The organism is Pseudomonas sp. MYb541, assembly GCF_037479595.1.
GTDB classification, from domain to species: domain Bacteria; phylum Pseudomonadota; class Gammaproteobacteria; order Pseudomonadales; family Pseudomonadaceae; genus Aquipseudomonas; species Aquipseudomonas canadensis.
Genome location: NZ_JBBGYS010000016.1, coordinates 1 through 16,575 on the forward strand (window position 1 = coordinate 1; position 16,575 = coordinate 16,575).

Here is a 16,575-nt window from a genome sequence, read left to right on the forward strand (position 1 = left end):
TGTAAGAGCGGAACCATAAGTAGCCGTTACCGAAGAAATGGATATGTACACAACCAGAAATTGCCCCCCACCCAATCCAAAATGAAGCTTTCATGACAAAAGTTCGGTAGTCCCCGGCCACTCCCGTCTCCTCTGTGTAACGCGCTTGAGCCCACCAGAACGTTGGGCTTTTCAGCCGCAAGCAGGATGCCAGGAGTGGGGCGATGGGAACTATGGAACGTTACTCGAAAGTGGGCATGCAGGAGCTCGACCAGCGCCTGTCAAAGATCGTCGAAGCGGCGCGCAAGAAGCCGGTGTCGGTCTATCGCTACGGCGCACCCTGGGTCTGGATCGTCTCCCAGGACGACTGGCAAGGCGCTCGCAAGGAAGTGTCCAGCTACATCCCGGCAGGCCACTCCCTGGTGCTGCTGCGCCCACAGATCGACGAAGTGCTCGACCAGCATCGCGACTGGCTCACCGCCGAACCCGCGATGTCGATCGCCCCGCACACCGTGCTGCAGATCCTCCTGCTGCAACTGCTGTACTCGGTGCCCAGCGAACAACAGCTGCACGAACAGCTGAACTACAACCTGTTGTTCCGCTGGTTCGTCGGCCTGGACCTCAATCAAAAGGTCTGGAGCATTCACGTACTGACCCGCGACATCGCCACGCTGCTCAACAACCCGCGTGCGGTGCAACTCATCCAGAAAATCATCGGTGACGTGTTTTGTGGCGCCTTGCTGCACATGCCGGAGTTCTCGTTGAACTTCGCCCTGTTGCACACCTGGCTGGCACGCCACGGCAGCACCTCGATCACCAGCAATTGAGCCAGCCGCACGCCGGGCGTCCGGCGATGGCGCACAAAATCAGACAGTCAGGGGGCGGTGTGGAGCATCTGTTCAAATTAACGTTGGCGCTGTGTTGCGTGACGCTGGGGAGCTTGGCGCAACCGGTGTTGGCCGAGGAGGAAGAGGGCGCGCGCAAGGTCGACGTCAACGAGTACTTCGTGCGCGGCAATACGGTGCTGGATGCGGCGACGATCGAGGAGGCGGTGTATCCGTTCCTGGGGCCGCAGAAGACCTTGGGCGATATCGAAGGCGCGCGCGATGCGTTGCAGAAGATCTACCAGTCGCGTGGCTACCAGTCGGTGTTTGTCGAGTTGCCGGAGCAGAAGGTCGATGACGGTATCGTCTATCTGCAGGTCAGCGAGACCAAGGTCGGCCGGGTGCGCGTGGTCGGTGCCAAGCACTATTCACCAGTGGAAATCCGCGAGCAGGTGCCGGCCCTGGAGGAGGGCGCGGTGCCGGACTTCGCCACGGTGCAAACCCAGTTGGCGGGCCTCAATCGCGGCGCTGGACGCCAGGTCACGCCGTTGGTACGCGAGGGCCAACGCCCCGGCACCATGGATGTGGATTTGCAGGTGGAAGACCAGAACCCCTGGCACGCCAGTATCGGCCTGAACAACGACTACAGCGCCGACACCGAAAAACTGCGCTCGGTGGCGACCCTGGGGTACGACAACCTTTGGCAACTGGGCCACAGCATTTCCCTGACCTACTTCACCGCGCCCCAGGACACCGAGAATGCCAAGGTCTGGTCGGGCTCTTACAGCGCCCCGCTCAACGAGCGCTGGACCTTGCAGTTCTCCGGTTACCAGTCCGACAGCAACATCGCCACCATCGGCGGCAGCAACGTGCTGGGCAAAGGGCATTCCTACGGCGTGTCGGCCATCTACAACCTGCCGGCGGCGGGCAACTGGGCCAACTCGTTCTCGTTTGGCGTGGACTTCAAGGACTTCGACGAACAGATGAAGTTCGGTTCCAGCAGCGACCAGGTGCCCCTCAAATATGCGCCGTTCACCTTGGGCTACAACGGCTTTCGCTATACCGAACAATCGCAATTGGGCCTGGGCTTGAACCTGGTAGTGGGCACTCGCGCCTTCTTCGGCTACGGCAGCGATGCCGAAGAGTTCGAATACAAACGCTACAAGGCCAGCGCCAGTTTTGCCGTGCTCAAGGGCGACCTGAATTACACCTACACCTTCGCCAACGACTGGCAGTCGGCAACCAAGGGCGGCTTCCAGCTGGCGTCGGGGCCGCTGGTGTCCAACGAGCAGTATTCCGCGGGCGGTGCCACGTCGGTGCGCGGCTACCTGGCGGCGGAGCGTACCGGGGATGAGGGGTACTTGCTCTCCCAGGAACTGCGCACGCCGTCCCTGGCCAAGTTCCTCGGCAGTTATGTGCAGGAGTGGCGCTTCTACGCGTTCGCCGAAGGTGCGCGCATGCGCCTGCACGATCCGCTGCCCGAGCAAGAAGATGAATACAGCCTGGCCAGTGTCGGCCTGGGCACCCGCGCCAGTTTGAGCAAATGGTTGTCCGGCAGCCTGGATTGGGGCTACCCGCTGCTTGATGGACCGAACACCCAGAAACAGGACTCGCGACTGCACTTCAGTGTGCAGGCGACTTTCTGACTTTTTCTTCCGGAGACTTCACCCATGCAACGCCTATTCCTGAGCCTGTTGATCTGCCTGGGCTTCACGCTCCCGGCCACCGCCCATGCCTGGTGGCAGGACGACTGGCACTACCGCAAACAGATTTCGGTGGACACCACCGCCCAAGGCGCCGCGATCAACCAGGCCCTGGGCCGTACCGCGTTGCTGGTGCGCTTGCACACCGGCAACTTCACCTTTGACGGGGTCAAGGATGACGGCGCCGACCTGCGTTTTGTGAGCGCCGATGACAAAACCGTGTTCAACCACCAGATCGAGAGCTTCGACCCGTTGATGGGCATGGCACTGATCTGGGTCGATGTGCCCAAGGTCGAAGGCGGTCAGCGTCAGGACCTGTGGATGTACTACGGCAACCAGAAGGCCCCGGCCACCGCCAACGGCCAACTGACGTTCGACCCGAACTACACCGCGCTCTACCATTTTGACGGGGCCAACGGCACACCCGCCCGCGACACCACGGCCTACGCCAACACCGCGTTGAACGCCACCGGTGCGAGCATCGACGGTGTGATCGGCCGTGCCTTGCAGTTTGCCGGTCAACCGCTGATGTTGCCGGCCAGCCCTTCGCTGCAACACGCTGCGGGTGGCGCGTTTACCTTCAGCGCCTGGCTGCGCCTGGATCAGGCCAGCGGCGAGCAAGTCGTTCTCGCCCGACGTGATGGCCCCCATAGCCTGCTGCTGGGGTTGAACCAAGGCATGCCGTTCGTGGACATCGACGGCCAGCGCGCCGTGTCGAACCAACCGCTGAACCCCGGCCAGTGGCAGCACCTGGCGTTCACCGCCGAAGGTGACAAGGTCACGCTGTATGTGAATGGCCGCGAGACTGCCACCCTGGCTGTTGCCTTGCCCGCGTTCAACTCCCAACTAGCCATTGGTGCCGATCTGCCGGAAGCGGGCACCACGCACCTGCCATTCGCCGGGGCCATCGATGAGTTGCGCCTGTCCAAGGTGGCGCGTCCGGCGGCACTGTTGCTGGCCGATGCCAACGCCCAGGGCGCCGAGTCGAAACTGGTGGCCTATGGCGTGGATGAAGAACAGTCCGGCTTCGGTTTCGGCAGCCTGGGCTTCTTGCTCAACGCGGTGCCGGTAGATGCCTGGGTGATCATCCTGGTGCTGGTGGCGATGATGTTCCAGTCGTGGGTCATCATGCTGCGCAAGAACCGCCAGGTCAGCCGCGTGAGCAGCGCCAATGAAGTGTTCCGCGAGCATTTCGCGCAGATTGGCACGCGACTGGAGATGTACGCAGACGACGCCCAACTGGCTGAGCGCCTGGCCCATTCTTCGCTGTGGCGCCTGTACCTGGTGGCGGTCAAAGAGATCCGCACCCGGCGTGCCCAGGGCGCCGACACCTCGTCGGTCTCGGCCGCCACCATCGAAGCCATCCGCTGCTCGATGGACGGCGTGCGCACCCGCGAAAACCAGGCGCTCAGTTCCAAGCTCTCGACCCTGTCCAACGCCATCGCCGGCGGCCCTTATATCGGCCTGCTCGGCACGGTGCTGGGGATCATGGTGGTGTTCCTCGGCACGGCCATGGCCGGTGATGTGAACATCAACGCGATTGCCCCCGGTATGGCGGCGGCATTGCTGGCCACGGCCATGGGCCTGTTTGTCGCGATCCCGGCGCTGTTTGGCTACAACCGCCTGATCACGCGCAACAAGGAAGTCAGCGCGGACATGCGTGTGTTTGTCGACGAGTTCATCACCCGCCTGGCGGAGATGCACGGCGAGAGCCAGCACAGTGAAGCCGCGCACCGTCGTGACCATCACGCCGCTGTTCCGGCCTGAGGAGATCTGCCATGGCTTCCGTAAATACCTCCCACGACGATGACGATGATGCCGCCGTCGACAGTATCAACATCACGCCCCTGGTGGACGTGCTGATGGTGGTGCTGGTGATGTTTATCCTCACCGCCACCGCTCAGGTCTCGGGCATCCAGATTCACTTGCCCAAGGCCAGCGCCTCGGTGTCGTTGTCGGAGGCCAAGACCAAGGCCATCTCCGTGAACGACGGTGGTCAGGTGTTTCTCGACGCCTACCCGGTGACCCTCGGCGAGCTGGAAGAACGCCTGCGCATCGAGAAAGCATTGAACCCGGATTTCCCGGTGATCGTGCGCGGCGATGCGATGGTGCAGTACCAGAAGGTGATCGAAGTGCTCGACCTGCTGCGTCGGCTGGAACTGTCCCAGGTCGGGTTGGTTACCGGCAAACCGAGTCAGGGCTGAGACATGACCGCACAGATCCCGATCGCGCCCTTGCCCGTTAAGAAGAAGCCGCCGTTGCGCCCGTTGAAGTGGGGCGCCGGCCTGTTGCTGGGCGCCGTGGCGGCCTGGTTCTTGTGGCAGTGGGCCAATGACATGAGTGGCGTGCGCCGTGAAGCGCCGAAGGTGCCGACGATTATCCCGCTGCCACCACCGCCACCGCCGCCGCCGGAAAAGCCCAAGGAACCTGAGCCCCAAGTCGAAGAAAAAATCCCGGAACCGGTGCCAAGCCCCGAACCCGAGGAGGTCAAGCCAGCCGAGGAAGCGCCGCCTTCGCCTAACGAAGACCTGGCCAACCCGATGCAGATCGACGGCGACGCACAGTCCGGCAACGACGGTTTCAACATCGGCGCCGGCAAGGGCGGCGGCATGGCCGGCAGTGGTGGCGGTGGGTTGGGAACGGGCACTTACAAGCAGTACCTGGCCGGCACTTATCAGCGACTGATGCGCGAAGACCCTGAACTGCGCAAGAAGGCGTTCTCGATACAGATAGACCTGTGGTTGGGCGCCGATGGCCAGGTCACCAAAGCCTTGGTGACCAAGTCCAGCGGGGATGCCGAGACCGACGCGCAGATGCTCGCCTTGATCCAGGCACCGCGTGCCACACAGAAGCCGCCGGCGTCGCTGACGCTGCCCATGCGCCTGTCGCTCAAGGGCCGGCGTCCGGATTGAACAAACCCTTTTTTACGGTTTTTTACAGGAGTTGCGTACACATGATTTCCCCCGTGAATCGACTGACCCTGGCGGTCGGCATGGTCATCGCGACCCTGGTCGGCCAGGCGGCTGCAGCCCCGGTCGCACCTTCGGAAAACGTCACCATCAACCTGATCCGCCTATTGGTGCAGCAAGGCGTGCTGACCCAGGACACCGCCAACGGCCTGATCGCCCAGGCCGAAAAAGAGGCCCAGCAGGCCCGCCAGGCCAATGCCGCGCCGGTGGTGGCCGCAGGCCCGGCCGCAGCGCCGGGTGACGTGCGTGTGCAGTACGTGCCGCAGGCGGTGAAGGATCAGATCCGTGATCAGGTCAAGGCCGAGGTCATGGCCACCGCCAAGCAGGAAAACTGGGCCCAGCCCAATACCTTCCCGGATTGGGTCTCGCGTATCAGCTTTGATGGCGATATCCGCCTGCGGGACGAGTCGCGCTATTTTTCGGGCAATAACAGCAACGAGATCGTCGACTACGCCAAGCTCAATGAAAGCGGCCCGTACGACACCAACAAAGACACCAACACCAAGCTGCCGCCGCTGCTCAACACCACCAAGGACCGCGAAAACCTGTTCCGCCTGCGCGCGCGCCTGGGCATGAAAGCCGTGCTGTCGCCGGAATGGACCGCCGGTATTCGCGTCGGCACCGGCTCCGACAACAACCCGGTGTCCACCACCCAGACCCTGGGCGGCGGCTTTGGCAAGAAAGACATCTGGCTCGATCAGGGCTACCTGAGCTGGAAGGCCACGCCGGACGTGACCCTCACTGCCGGGCGCTTCGCCAACCCGTTCTATTCCACTGACATGATGTATTCGGGCGACCTGAACTTCGACGGTATCGCCGCCAATTTCAACCATACGCTCAATAGCCAGTGGGGCCTGTTCGGCACCTTGGGTGCGTTTCCGGTGGAGTACACCTCTGACTCGGCCAGCAGCAACGGTTTCGACAAGGAAGACAGCGACACCAAGTGGCTGTTTGGTGGGCAGATCGGCGCCAACTGGAAGATCAACCGCGAAAACAGCCTGAAGGGCGCGCTGGCCTACTACCACTTTGACGATATCGAAGGTAAACGCTCCGGCGCTTGCCAGCCGTGGTCCGGCCAGCCGGCGTGTGACAGTGACGGCTCGCGCCTGGCCTTCATGCAAAAGGGCAACAGCGTGTTCCTGCTACGCGACATTACGCCGAATCCAGCCACCCCAGGCCTGACCCCGCAACCGCAGTTCGTCGGCCTGGCATCCAAGTTCGATGTGCTCGACCTGAACCTGGCCTGGGATGCCGAGCTGCCCAGCGATTTCAAGCTGCGCACCCAAGGCAACTTCATCCACAACCTGGCCTACGACAAGGGCGAGATGCTCAAGCGCAGCGAAGGCCAGATCGTCAACAACATCAACAGCAAGGGCCAGTTTGAAAGTGGCGGCAATGCGCTGATGGTGTCGTTCACCCTCGGCAGCGCGCTGGAAATGCGCAAACGCGGCGATTGGAACGTGCTGGCCGGCTACAAATACATCCAGCCTGACGCACTGCCTGACGGCTTCAACGATTCGTCGTTCCACCTGGGCGGCACTAACGCCAAGGGGTATTTCATTGGCGCCAACTACGGCATCGAAAAGAACATCTACGCCAGTGCGCGTTGGTTGAGCGCGTCCGAAGTGTATGGCGCGCCGTTCGAAGTCGATGTGATGCAACTGGAACTCAACACGCGCTTTTGATGCGCACGGAGATGCCACATGAACACGCGAATCTGCGGGCTATTGCTGCTGCTGGTCACCACCGGCGCGTCGGCTGAAGGCATGGAGGAGCGCCTGCGTACGCAACTGCGCAGCACCACCCAGCAATTGCAGGCCCTGCAAAGCGAACAGGCCCAGGCCAGCGCCGCGCGGATTGCGGCGGAAAACCAGGCCAAGCAGGCCCAGGCGCAAATCAAGCAGCTGACGACCGAACTCGCCCAGGTGCGTGGCGTGGCCGAGCAAATGGCCGGCCAGCAACAGAGCCTGCACAGTCAGGCTCAGGCCCAGGTGGCGGCCAGCAACGAGCAGATCGGCAAGTTCAAGAAGGCCTATGACGAACTGCTGGTGTTGGCCAAGGGCAAAGAGGCCGAGCGTGCACGCTTGCAGGCACAACTGAGCGAACGTGACACACAAGTGCAGCAATGTTCAGTCAAGAATCAACAGATGTACGGCGTGGCCCAGCAGTTGCTCGCGGCCTACGAAAAAATCGACGTGGCCGAGGTGATGAGTATTCGCCAGCCCTTCGCCAGCAGCGCGCGGGTCAAGTTCGAGGAACTGGCCCAGGGCTTTGGCGACGATTTGTACAAGAGCCGTTTCGATGCGCCCCAGGCAACCGCCAATCATTGATCGACAGGGAAGAAATCACCATGAACGAATTGATCTCCAGCGTCACTACCCAGAGCCTCACCGAACTGCTGCAGGAAGCCGGCTACCGCGTCAACCAGACCGAACAGAACGGCATCGTGCAATTGCTCAGCGCCAGCCAGGGCATCGGTTTTGCCGTGCGTTTCGGCAACCCGGCGGCGGAGCAGGGTAGCTATGTGGATTTCACCTACAGCTGTGCGCTGCGCATCCAGGGCGAATTGCCTGAAGGTCTGGCGCAGGTGTGGAACGCGTCGCGACGCTTTGCGCGGTTGTCGGTGCAGGGCGAGTTTTTGTTGATGGAAATGGACGTGGTGGTGGCGGGTGTCGGCGCCACGCACCTGCGCAGTCAGCTGGAGTTGTGGGATCGCCTGTTACAGGAATTTATCGTTTACCTGCGTGAATACAGCCAGCAGGCCGCGCAGTTGCAGGCTGAAGCCGAGGCGCCGGTATTGTGAAGAAACCAACCTTGATGGTCGGCGCGGGTGCGTTGGTCTTGCTGGTGGTGGCGGTGGGCTTGAGCCTGCGGCCGGGCAGTGACCCGGTGGCGGCGCAGCAACCGGCGCCGGTGATCAATCCTGTATCGGCCGGGCCGGCGGTGGCCCGCCTGGGCAATCAGCAGATCGACCTGACGGAACTGAAAACCGTGCTGGCCAGCCTGCCTGCCGAGTCCCGTGAGCAGTTGCGCGGTAACCGTGGTGCGTTGGAAACCTGGATTCGTTCACGTTTGGCGCAAAAGGCGGTGCTCGAACAGGCCGACGCCCAAGGCTGGCGCCAGCGCCCGGACGTGGAACAGCAGACCCGCGCCGCCGCCGAGCAGATCGTGTTTCGCGACTACATGCTCTCGGTCAGCCAGGTGCCGGCCGATTACCCCAGCGCGGCGGAGTTGCAGCAGGCCTACGACAGTGGCAAGGCGCAATGGGTGACGCCGCCATTGTACCGGGTGAGCCAGATTTTCCTGGCGACCAATGACCCGCAAACCGTCGACAACGTGCGCCGCCAGGCCCAGGAACTGAGCCGTCGTGCCCAGGCCGCGCCAGGTGATTTCGCGGCCCTGGCCACGCAGTTTTCCCAGGACACCGACTCCGCCGCGCGCGGCGGTGACTCGGGCATGCAACCCTTGCAACAACTGGTGCCGGAAGTGCGCAATGCCGTGTCGCGCCTCAAGGTCGGCGCCGTGTCGGACGTGGTGCAGAGCGCCGCGGGGTTTCATGTGCTCAAACTCACCGGCCAGCAACCGGCGCGTACTGCGACCCTCGACGAACTGCGCGAACGCCTGACCCAGGCCCTGCGTGTCCAGCGTCAGGAGCAGATCGCCAAGGCGTACCTCGAAGGCATGCTCAACACCGCAACCCTGAGTATCGACGGTGCCGAGCTGAACAAGGTGCTGGAGTAACCCGCGTCAACCCGCATTGGATGCACAGACCGACAAGACAGGGAGTCTCCCATGGCATTTCTAGAACCGTCCGCCCCCCAGGGACCGTCCTCTTATCGCGCCGCCACCGAGGGACGCAGCAGCTGGCTGGCCCTGGCCCATGAGATCGACCCGGAGGTGGCGCGCTACTTTCTGGTGAGCGCGCGCTGCGGTTGCTTCATGCAGGCGGCGCGCAGCTTGAATATCAAGGCGACGCTGTTGCGCAAGCGCCTGGCGCAGTTGGAAGAACATTTACGGCATTCGCTGTTCACCTACCAGGGCAATGGCCTGGTGCTCAGTCGCGATGGCCAGCAGTTGCAGGCCCAATTGATTGCCCTGGCCCATGAACGGCGCTTGCCGGTCACGGAGCAGCCGTTGATTCGGCTGGCAGTGGCCGAACCGATCCTGCACGACATCCTTGGCCGCGACCTGATCGCTTTGTTGCGCCGCAATGCCAGCGTGCGCCTGGAGATCATCTCCATCGACAGCCAGTTGTCGCTGCAAGCGGTGGATGTGGATGTGGTGCTGTGGCTGTCGGACACCGATGGCCCCGTGCCTGGTCCGAGCTTTGCCATCGAGCCGCCACAGGCCCTGGCGCGCCTACATTACTTGCCCCATATCGCCAAGCGTTATTCGCGGTTGACCACACGCCCGGACAGTGTCGAAGACCTCGACGACTACATGCTGGTGCAATGGCAGCCTGATGCGCAGGTGGGCGCGTTGCAGGCGTGGAACCGAGTGGTGCAGCAGCGCTTGGCGGCGGTGGTGCAGGTGCATGCGTATTCGCTGATGTTGGAGATGATTCGTTGCGGGGCGTGCATTGGGTTGCTGCCAGATTACATGAGCAGTTTTGACCGGGGCCTGGTGGCGTTGCCGGGGTTGTTGGCCGAGAGCATGCAGCGCCAGGTGTGGCTGGCGGTGAATGCGCAGGTGGCGGATGTGGAGGCGGTGCGGATGATTGTGGAGTTGATCATCGGCACCTTTGAAGGCCGACGCGAATGGTTTGATTAGCGTTGCAGAACGCCGCGAAAGGTCGCGCTCAAGGCACGCAATGTTTCCCGTGAGCGCACATCGGTGATGCGGCTGTGAAGTACCACCTCACTCACGGGCAAGGCGGGCAACCGGTATTGCTCACTCACTTCCACCGCACCTGCCGGCGCAACGCGATGGGCGAGGGCGGCGACGCCCAATCCGGCGCTGACGGCGGCGCCCACGGCCATGACACCGCCGCCAACGAACACTTCGGTCCAGTCGATGCGTGCCTCATCCAGTGCGCGTGTGGCCAAGTGGCGAACGCCGCAGGGCGCGGCCATTGTGGCCATGCGCAGGGGCGTGCCGGGGCTGTGTTGCCAGGTGGGGGCGGCGAACCAGCCGAAGCGTTCCACCGCCAGCACGTCGCCATCCTGGCGGTCGCCCTCGTTGCGCACGATCACGGCGTCAAGTTCGCTGCGGTCGAAGGCGGCGACCAGGTCGCGGGAGGAGGCGATGCGCACTTCAAGGATCACCAACGGATCGTAAGCGGCCAGGCGATTGAGCCAGGTCGGCAAGTCGGGGCCGGCCACGTGATCACTGATGCCGATCACCAGGCGTCGCGGCGCGTGGCTGTTCATATCGCCCAAGGCGCGTTCATGGGCATTGAGCAGGGCGCGGGCCGCTACGATGAATTGTTCGCCTTGGGGCGACAACCGCACATGGCGTGGCGTGCGCTCTAGCAGGCGATAGCCGAGGCGCTCTTCCAGGCGTTTGAGTTTGAGGCTGATCGCCGCCTGGGATGTGTCGAGGGCTTCGGCGGCGCGAGTGAAGCTGGCGAAATCGGCCACCAGCACGAAGGCCTGGACGGTGTCGATATCCAGCGGTTTGGGGACGTCAGTCATATTGGATCCTTATCGCACTTATATCGGTTGATATCTTGTTGAAATCATCGTCGCTGCGCAAGCTGAACACTCAACTTGCCCAGGAGTTTGTCCATGTTTGCCAAACAGTATTCACATCGCTTGCCTGCCGACTACGACATGGGCGTGATCCGCCGACGCGCCGCGCAATTGGGGCCGTTGTGGGATAACGCCGAGGGGTTGCTGTTCAAGGCGTTTATCGCCCAGGAGCGCGGGGGTAATGTGTATTCGTCGGTTTACCTCTGGGCCGACCCGCTGCAGGCGGCTGACTTCCTGCTGGGCGCGCGCTTTCAGAAGGTGCTCGACAGCTTTGGCCGCCCACATATCGAGAGCTGGTTGCCGTTGGACCTGCAACGTGGCCCGGCACAGGGCGCGTTGAGTTTGTATCGCGAGGAGTGGGGTTTGGCGCCAGGGGCGAATCGCGCCGCGATCTTGGCCGAGGAGAAACAGCGTAATCAGCAGGTGGCCGAGCGCAGTGACACGTTCGCAGTGTTCCTCGCGTTGGATGTGCAAGCGTGGCGGTTGGTGCGGTTTACGCTGTCCGCCAAGGCGCTGGACGCCGAATATCCTGGCGCGGGTTACGAGGTGCTTTATCTGGCACAAGGCGTTGCGCCCTAGCGAGAACTGCGCCAGTCTTGGTGGCCTCATCCTTGTCGTTGAAGCACTCTGTGATGCCGGCCACTCGTTTGACACTTATCTGCCATGCCGTGACTCTCCAGCAAAAAAAGGGGCGCTTTCCCGATGACGAGTCCGTTGCGATGGATTGGCGAAATGCGGGTTTGTCCCTTGCCGGCCGCTACAAGAAAAACCTGCGCTTATTGTGCGGTCCCGAGGCGCGTACCCGACAGACAGCAGGTATGTTCGGCACGCATCCCCAAGTCGAAAAAGCCTTGCGCGATGCTGACTTTGGTCGGTGGAAGGGCAAGGACATCGACGCAATAGATCGCAACGAGTTGATGGATTGGCTTGGCAACAGCGCCAGTGCCTCGCATGGCGGCGAATCCGTGGACCAAGTCTGCGCACGAGTAGGCCGTTGGATGAAATCCCTCGAAACCCAACCCGGCCATGTCGTGGCCATCACCCATCCCTTCGTGATCCGTGCGGCAATGCTGTACGTCATGGAATTTCCGCTCTCGATGTTCTACCTGATCGACGTCGAACCGTTGTCCGCCACTGAGCTGCGCTTCAACGACGTCTGGCGACTGCGCCTGGAAACTCACGCCTAGCCGCCCGAACATGGCAAAATCCACGCCCCGCAATGAGAGCAACCCATGAAACGCATCCTGATCATCGGCATTGGCGCCGGCAACCCTGACTACATCACGATGCAGGCCGTGAAGGCGCTCAACCGCACCGACGTGTTTTTCCTGATGGACAAGGGCCAGAGCAAAGACAAGTTGATCGACCTGCGTCGCGAGATCTGCGAGACCTACATCACCGAGCCTGGCTACCGTTTCGTCGAGGCCAGTTGCCCCGAGCGAGTGCGCGGCGAGATCGACTACACCACCGCCGTGCAGGACCTCAACCGCGACAAGCAGCAGACCTTCGAACGCATGATCAACGAAGAAATGGCTGACGGTGAAGTGGGCGCGTTCCTCGCCTGGGGCGACCCTGCGCTGTACGACAGCACCATCCGCATCTTGCAGGCGATTCTTGTCAGTGGCCGCAGTGAGTTCGAGTTCGAAGTGATCCCGGGCATTACCAGTGTGCAAGCCTTGGCTGCCCAGCACAAAGTGCCGCTGAACCGTATTGGCAAGTCCGTTGAGATCACTACCGGGCGCCGTTTGGCGGCGGGGCAGGCGAGTGATGCCGACACGTTGGTCGTAATGCTCGACGCCGAAGACTCCTACCGCAGCGTGGCGGACCAGGACTTGGAGATCTATTGGGGCGCCTACCTGGGCACGCCGGATGAGATACTGATCAGCGGCAAAGTCAGCGAAGTCGCAGAAGAAATCGAACGGGTGCGCAAGGCGGCGCGCCTGGAAAATGGCTGGATCATGGACACTTATCTTTTACGCAAACCTTGAGGTAACGTCCCATGCTCAAACTGTTTGCCCTGGCACTTACCCTCGTGGCCGGCACCGCCCATGCCGACGACACGCTGCACACCGATTTGCCGCTGTCGTATCTGGAACAAACCCAGGGCGACGCGCGCAACCAGCCGCTGGTGATTTTCCTGCACGGGTTTGGCAGTAACGAGGAGGACTTGTTCGGCATCAAGGACGCGCTGCCCTCTACCTGGACGTACCTGTCGGCTCGTGCACCTATGCCGGTGGACCCGCACGGCTATCGCTGGTTTACCAAAACGCCCGGTGACGGCGATTACGACGGCGAAACCGCCGACCTGCAACGCAGCGCCCAGTTGATCGAAGACTTTGTCGGCAAAGCCACCGCCAAATATCACACCCAGCCGGATCGGGTGTTCCTGGTGGGTTTCAGCCAGGGGGCGATCATGTCCTACGAGGTGGGCCTGCGCCGGCCGGAACTGCTGCGCGGCATTGCGGCGTTGAGCGGCAGCGTGCTGCCGGTACTCAAGGCTGAACTGAAGCCGGATGCGTCATTGGGCAAATTGGCGATTTTTATCGGCCATGGCACCTTGGACCAGGCACTGCCCTATGTGTCGGGGACGCGGGCGAATGAGGTGTTGACGGGGTTGGGGTTGAAGCCGGAGTTTCATGGGTATCCAGGCATGCCGCATACCATCAGCGAGGCGGAAGTGCAGGACCTGAAAGCCTGGCTGGAAAAAAGCCTGGACTGAACGCGGTCAAAATAGGTGGGAGCTGGCTTGCCTGCGATAGCGATTGATCAGTCGACAACCCTATTGACTGATGCACCGCTATCGCAGGCAAGCCAGCTCCCACATTAGAGTTGAGTTGCTTGGGAGATCAGGTTATTTGCCGCCGGTAATCTGCTTTACCAACGCCGCATGCCCCTTGGCATCATCCGCCCGCGAAATCGCCTGGATCACCAGCAGGTGATTACCCGAACCACCGAGGAACGTGGAGTTCAGCGTTTTGCCGCCGCCTTGAGTGGCGGTGCTGTCCACCTGGCGCAGGCCGAGGCCTTTGAACGTCAGTTTCTTCTCGCTCTGTTTCTTGAAGTCAGGCAGTGCTGCGCTCTGGTCCTTGACGAACCCGGCCACGGCGCCGTCCAGGAATTGCGCGTCGTTGTCGCTGATGGTTACTCCATCGTTACGCACGGTTTCGGCGACGATCACCACACTTTTAGTGGTCTGGTTGGCATACATCGTACCCTGGGTGTCAGCGGTGCCATCCTCGGCCTTGCCAGCCGGCAGGGTGTCGGCGGCGTAGGCTTTGGGCAGGTTGAAGGTGAACTTGCCACCCAAGGTGGAGATGGTTTGCGTGGTCGGCTTGGACGCGGCGAATGCGCTGCCGGCAGTCAATGCGAGGGCCAGCAGGACGGCAGTCTTGGTGAAAGTGGCCATGAAGCGCTCCAGGGGTGAACGAAATTGCGCCGTATTCTGTCAGAATTTTCGCAAAATCGTTCATCCATAGACTCACACCTTGTCGGACTCTTCCTCGAGTCGGTCCATCTCAAATAGCCGCGCCAGTTCTGCCCGGGCTTCCTGGGCGGTTTGCATCACTTTGGCGGCGTCGTCGTACACCGCATGTTGCGCGGCCAGCACTTGCAGGTCGTGGTTCTTGAAGCGGGTGATGCGCGCATCGGCCTGGGCCTGGCTCAAACCCAGGCCTACCAACGTGCGGCGGCTCATTTCCAGGCTGGAGTAGAAGGTCTCGCGAATCGGTGACGCGTCCAGGTCCACCAGGCGGTGCACGTGTTGGCGGTTACGTGCGCGGGCGATGATCTTCATGTGCGGGTAGAGGTTGCGCACCAGTTCGGCGGTCTTGATGTTGATCTCCGGGTCGTCCATGGCGATCACGAAGAACTCCGCCTGGTCGACTTTGGCTGCATGCAGAATCTCGGGGCGTTGCGGGTCGCCGTAGAACACCGGCATGCCGCCGAAGCTGCGGGTCAGCTCGATGGTTTCCACTGAGGTGTCCAGGGCAATGAACGAGATGTTTTGCGCGCGCAGGATCCGCGCGACGATCTGGCCCATACGGCCCATGCCGGCGATGACCACGCGGGGCGCGTCGCTTTCGATGGTGCGGTATTCCTCGGGCACTTCCACCGGCTTGACCTTGGGCTTGAACAGCTTTGGGCACACCAGCAACAGCAGCGGCGTAACAGCCATGGAGAGGGTGATGGTCAGGACCAGGATGTCGTACAGGTGCGGTTCGAACAGACCTTGATCACGGCCGATCTTGAATACCACGAAGGCGAATTCGCCACCTGCCGCCAGCACCACGCCCAGGCGCAGGGCGCTTTCGCGATTGAGGTCGCCCACCAGCCGGCCCACAGCGTAGAGCAAAGGCAGCTTCAAGCCGATCAGCAGCAGCGTCAGGCCGATCACCACCAGCGGCGAGCTGAGCAACAGGCTGAGGTTGGCACCCATGCCCACGCTGATAAAGAACAGGCCCAGCAGCAGGCCCTTGAACGGTTCGATCTGGGATTCCAGTTCGTGGCGGTATTCCGAGTCCGCCAGCAGCAGGCCGGCGAGGAAGGCGCCGAGGGCCATGGACACGCCCACCAGTTCCATCAACCAGGCCGTGCCAATCACCACCAGCAGTGCGGTGGCGGTGGACACTTCGCGCAGCCCGGTCTTGGCAACGATGCGGAACACCGGCCGCAACAGGTAGCGTCCGCCGATGATCACCACCGCGATGCTGCCGAGAATTTGCAACACATGCTGCAGGCCCTGGGCTTCGGTGGTCGGGTGATCGCTGCCGGCCAGCAGCGGCACCATGGCGATCAGCGGGATAGCAGCGATGTCCTGAAACAGCAGAATCGCAAAGGCCAGGCGGCCGTGAGGCTGGTTCAGCTCCTTGCGCTCGGCCAGGCTTTGCAGGCCAAACGCGGTGGACGACAGCGCCAGGCCCAGACCGAGCACGATCGCACTGTTCCACGACTGGCCAAACAGCCACAACGCCACCACGCCCATCACCAGGCCCGTCAGCAGCACCTGCGCCAGACCGACGCCGAACACCGCCTTGCGCATCACCCACAACCGCTTGGGCGACAGTTCGAGACCGATGATGAACAACAGCAACACCACGCCCAGCTCGGAAAATTGCGCGACGCTTTGCGGATTGCCCACCAAACCCAGCACCGACGGGCCGATAATCACACCAGCGAACAGATAGCCCAGCACCGCGCCCAGTTGCAGGCGTTTGGCCAGGGGCACGGTCAGCACGGCGGCGAGCAGGAACACCACAGCTGCTTGTAACAGGTTGCCTTCATGGGGCATTGCGAACTCCAGGATCTCTAAAACCAATCAACAGGGGGGTATTAGAGCGCTTTTTACATTTCGAAAATTGTGTTTTTGAGCGGGGTGGGTAGAGACTCAGGTAAAACGCTTTTTGACAGGTTG

17 protein-coding genes are annotated in these 16,575 nt (G+C 62.0%); 14 read left to right on the top strand and 3 right to left on the bottom strand.

Annotated elements, in window-relative coordinates:
* The first annotated feature begins 212 nt into the window (after positions 1–212).
* Genes WH299_RS11880 through WH299_RS11925 form a run of 10 tightly spaced genes read left to right on the top strand, consistent with a single transcriptional unit; the run spans position 213 to position 10,245 of the window.
* The gene (locus WH299_RS11880; protein ID WP_122726335.1) at positions 213–806 is read left to right on the top strand and encodes a transposase; all 594 of its coding nucleotides are present in this window, start codon (positions 213–215) and stop codon (positions 804–806) included.
* Positions 807–865: 59 nt separating this feature from the next.
* Positions 866–2,449 (top strand): ShlB/FhaC/HecB family hemolysin secretion/activation protein, encoded by a 1,584-nt coding sequence (locus tag WH299_RS11885; protein WP_122726337.1) that lies wholly within the window; start codon positions 866–868, stop codon positions 2,447–2,449.
* A gap of 24 nt (positions 2,450–2,473) precedes the next feature.
* A complete protein-coding gene (locus WH299_RS11890) occupies positions 2,474–4,273 on the top strand; it encodes a DUF2341 domain-containing protein (RefSeq protein ID WP_323625479.1) in 1,800 nt (599 codons plus the stop codon).
* An 11-nt stretch (positions 4,274–4,284) separates the two neighbouring features.
* Positions 4,285–4,710, top strand: a complete 426-nt coding sequence (locus WH299_RS11895) for an ExbD/TolR family protein (protein ID WP_016980095.1) — start codon at positions 4,285–4,287, stop codon at positions 4,708–4,710.
* Positions 4,711–4,713: 3 nt separating this feature from the next.
* Positions 4,714–5,418: an energy transducer TonB family protein gene (locus WH299_RS11900; protein WP_339550332.1), complete on the top strand. Its 705-nt coding sequence runs from the start codon at positions 4,714–4,716 to the stop codon at positions 5,416–5,418.
* A 41-nt stretch (positions 5,419–5,459) separates the two neighbouring features.
* Entirely contained in the window at positions 5,460–7,160 is a 1,701-nt protein-coding gene (locus tag WH299_RS11905) for a putative porin (protein ID WP_339550333.1), read from the top strand.
* A gap of 18 nt (positions 7,161–7,178) precedes the next feature.
* Positions 7,179–7,805, top strand: coding sequence for a hypothetical protein (locus WH299_RS11910; protein ID WP_028619781.1), 627 nt, complete (start codon positions 7,179–7,181; stop codon positions 7,803–7,805).
* A gap of 20 nt (positions 7,806–7,825) precedes the next feature.
* Positions 7,826–8,278, top strand: coding sequence for a YbjN domain-containing protein (locus WH299_RS11915; protein WP_339550334.1), 453 nt, complete (start codon positions 7,826–7,828; stop codon positions 8,276–8,278).
* Complete coding sequence (locus WH299_RS11920) at positions 8,275–9,216, top strand: peptidylprolyl isomerase (protein ID WP_122726324.1); 942 nt, start codon at positions 8,275–8,277, stop codon at positions 9,214–9,216. The genes WH299_RS11915 and WH299_RS11920 overlap by 4 nt, the downstream gene beginning before the upstream one ends.
* Positions 9,217–9,267: 51 nt before the next feature.
* A complete protein-coding gene (locus WH299_RS11925; RefSeq protein WP_339550335.1) occupies positions 9,268–10,245 on the top strand; it encodes a LysR family transcriptional regulator in 978 nt (325 codons plus the stop codon).
* On the opposite strand, the gene WH299_RS11930 is transcribed toward WH299_RS11925, so the two are convergent.
* Positions 10,242–11,108, bottom strand: coding sequence for a LysR family transcriptional regulator (locus tag WH299_RS11930; protein ID WP_339550336.1), 867 nt, complete (start codon positions 11,106–11,108; stop codon positions 10,242–10,244). The genes WH299_RS11925 and WH299_RS11930 overlap by 4 nt on opposite strands.
* Before the next feature lie 93 nt (positions 11,109–11,201).
* Here WH299_RS11930 and WH299_RS11935 point away from each other — a divergent pair, with 93 nt between their 5' ends.
* Genes WH299_RS11935 through WH299_RS11950 form a run of 4 tightly spaced genes read left to right on the top strand, consistent with a single transcriptional unit; the run spans position 11,202 to position 13,884 of the window.
* Entirely contained in the window at positions 11,202–11,744 is a 543-nt protein-coding gene (locus WH299_RS11935; RefSeq protein WP_122726317.1) for a DUF4865 family protein, read from the top strand.
* Between the two features lie 53 nt (positions 11,745–11,797).
* Complete coding sequence (locus WH299_RS11940) at positions 11,798–12,352, top strand: histidine phosphatase family protein (protein WP_339550339.1); 555 nt, start codon at positions 11,798–11,800, stop codon at positions 12,350–12,352.
* Positions 12,353–12,397: 45 nt separating this feature from the next.
* Entirely contained in the window at positions 12,398–13,153 is a 756-nt protein-coding gene (cobF, locus tag WH299_RS11945) for a precorrin-6A synthase (deacetylating) (protein WP_339550340.1), read from the top strand.
* 11 nt (positions 13,154–13,164) lie between these two features.
* The gene (locus tag WH299_RS11950; protein ID WP_339550342.1) at positions 13,165–13,884 is read left to right on the top strand and encodes an alpha/beta hydrolase; all 720 of its coding nucleotides are present in this window, start codon (positions 13,165–13,167) and stop codon (positions 13,882–13,884) included.
* Between the two features lie 132 nt (positions 13,885–14,016).
* Here the strand turns inward: WH299_RS11950 and WH299_RS11955 are convergent, their stop codons facing one another.
* Together WH299_RS11955 and WH299_RS11960 are read right to left on the bottom strand one after the other, a co-directional pair.
* Entirely contained in the window at positions 14,017–14,571 is a 555-nt protein-coding gene (locus tag WH299_RS11955) for a hypothetical protein (RefSeq protein ID WP_339550344.1), read from the bottom strand.
* Between the two features lie 72 nt (positions 14,572–14,643).
* On the bottom strand, positions 14,644–16,452 hold the full coding sequence (locus tag WH299_RS11960; protein ID WP_122726307.1) for a monovalent cation:proton antiporter-2 (CPA2) family protein: 1,809 nt from the start codon (positions 16,450–16,452) through the stop codon (positions 14,644–14,646).
* Positions 16,453–16,575 lie beyond the last annotated feature (123 nt).

Coding starts and splice junctions, on each gene's coding strand:
- WH299_RS11880 (WP_122726335.1), top strand. CDS start 213: ATGGAACGTTACTCGAAAGTGGGCATGCAGGAGCTCGACCAGCGCCTG.
- WH299_RS11890 (WP_323625479.1), top strand. CDS start 2,474: ATGCAACGCCTATTCCTGAGCCTGTTGATCTGCCTGGGCTTCACGCTC.
- WH299_RS11895 (WP_016980095.1), top strand. CDS start 4,285: ATGGCTTCCGTAAATACCTCCCACGACGATGACGATGATGCCGCCGTC.
- WH299_RS11900 (WP_339550332.1), top strand. CDS start 4,714: ATGACCGCACAGATCCCGATCGCGCCCTTGCCCGTTAAGAAGAAGCCG.
- WH299_RS11905 (WP_339550333.1), top strand. CDS start 5,460: ATGATTTCCCCCGTGAATCGACTGACCCTGGCGGTCGGCATGGTCATC.
- WH299_RS11910 (WP_028619781.1), top strand. CDS start 7,179: ATGAACACGCGAATCTGCGGGCTATTGCTGCTGCTGGTCACCACCGGC.
- WH299_RS11915 (WP_339550334.1), top strand. CDS start 7,826: ATGAACGAATTGATCTCCAGCGTCACTACCCAGAGCCTCACCGAACTG.
- WH299_RS11925 (WP_339550335.1), top strand. CDS start 9,268: ATGGCATTTCTAGAACCGTCCGCCCCCCAGGGACCGTCCTCTTATCGC.
- WH299_RS11930 (WP_339550336.1), bottom strand. CDS start 11,108: ATGACTGACGTCCCCAAACCGCTGGATATCGACACCGTCCAGGCCTTC.
- WH299_RS11935 (WP_122726317.1), top strand. CDS start 11,202: ATGTTTGCCAAACAGTATTCACATCGCTTGCCTGCCGACTACGACATG.
- WH299_RS11940 (WP_339550339.1), top strand. CDS start 11,798: ATGCCGGCCACTCGTTTGACACTTATCTGCCATGCCGTGACTCTCCAG.
- cobF (WP_339550340.1), top strand. CDS start 12,398: ATGAAACGCATCCTGATCATCGGCATTGGCGCCGGCAACCCTGACTAC.
- WH299_RS11950 (WP_339550342.1), top strand. CDS start 13,165: ATGCTCAAACTGTTTGCCCTGGCACTTACCCTCGTGGCCGGCACCGCC.
- WH299_RS11955 (WP_339550344.1), bottom strand. CDS start 14,571: ATGGCCACTTTCACCAAGACTGCCGTCCTGCTGGCCCTCGCATTGACT.
- WH299_RS11960 (WP_122726307.1), bottom strand. CDS start 16,452: ATGCCCCATGAAGGCAACCTGTTACAAGCAGCTGTGGTGTTCCTGCTC.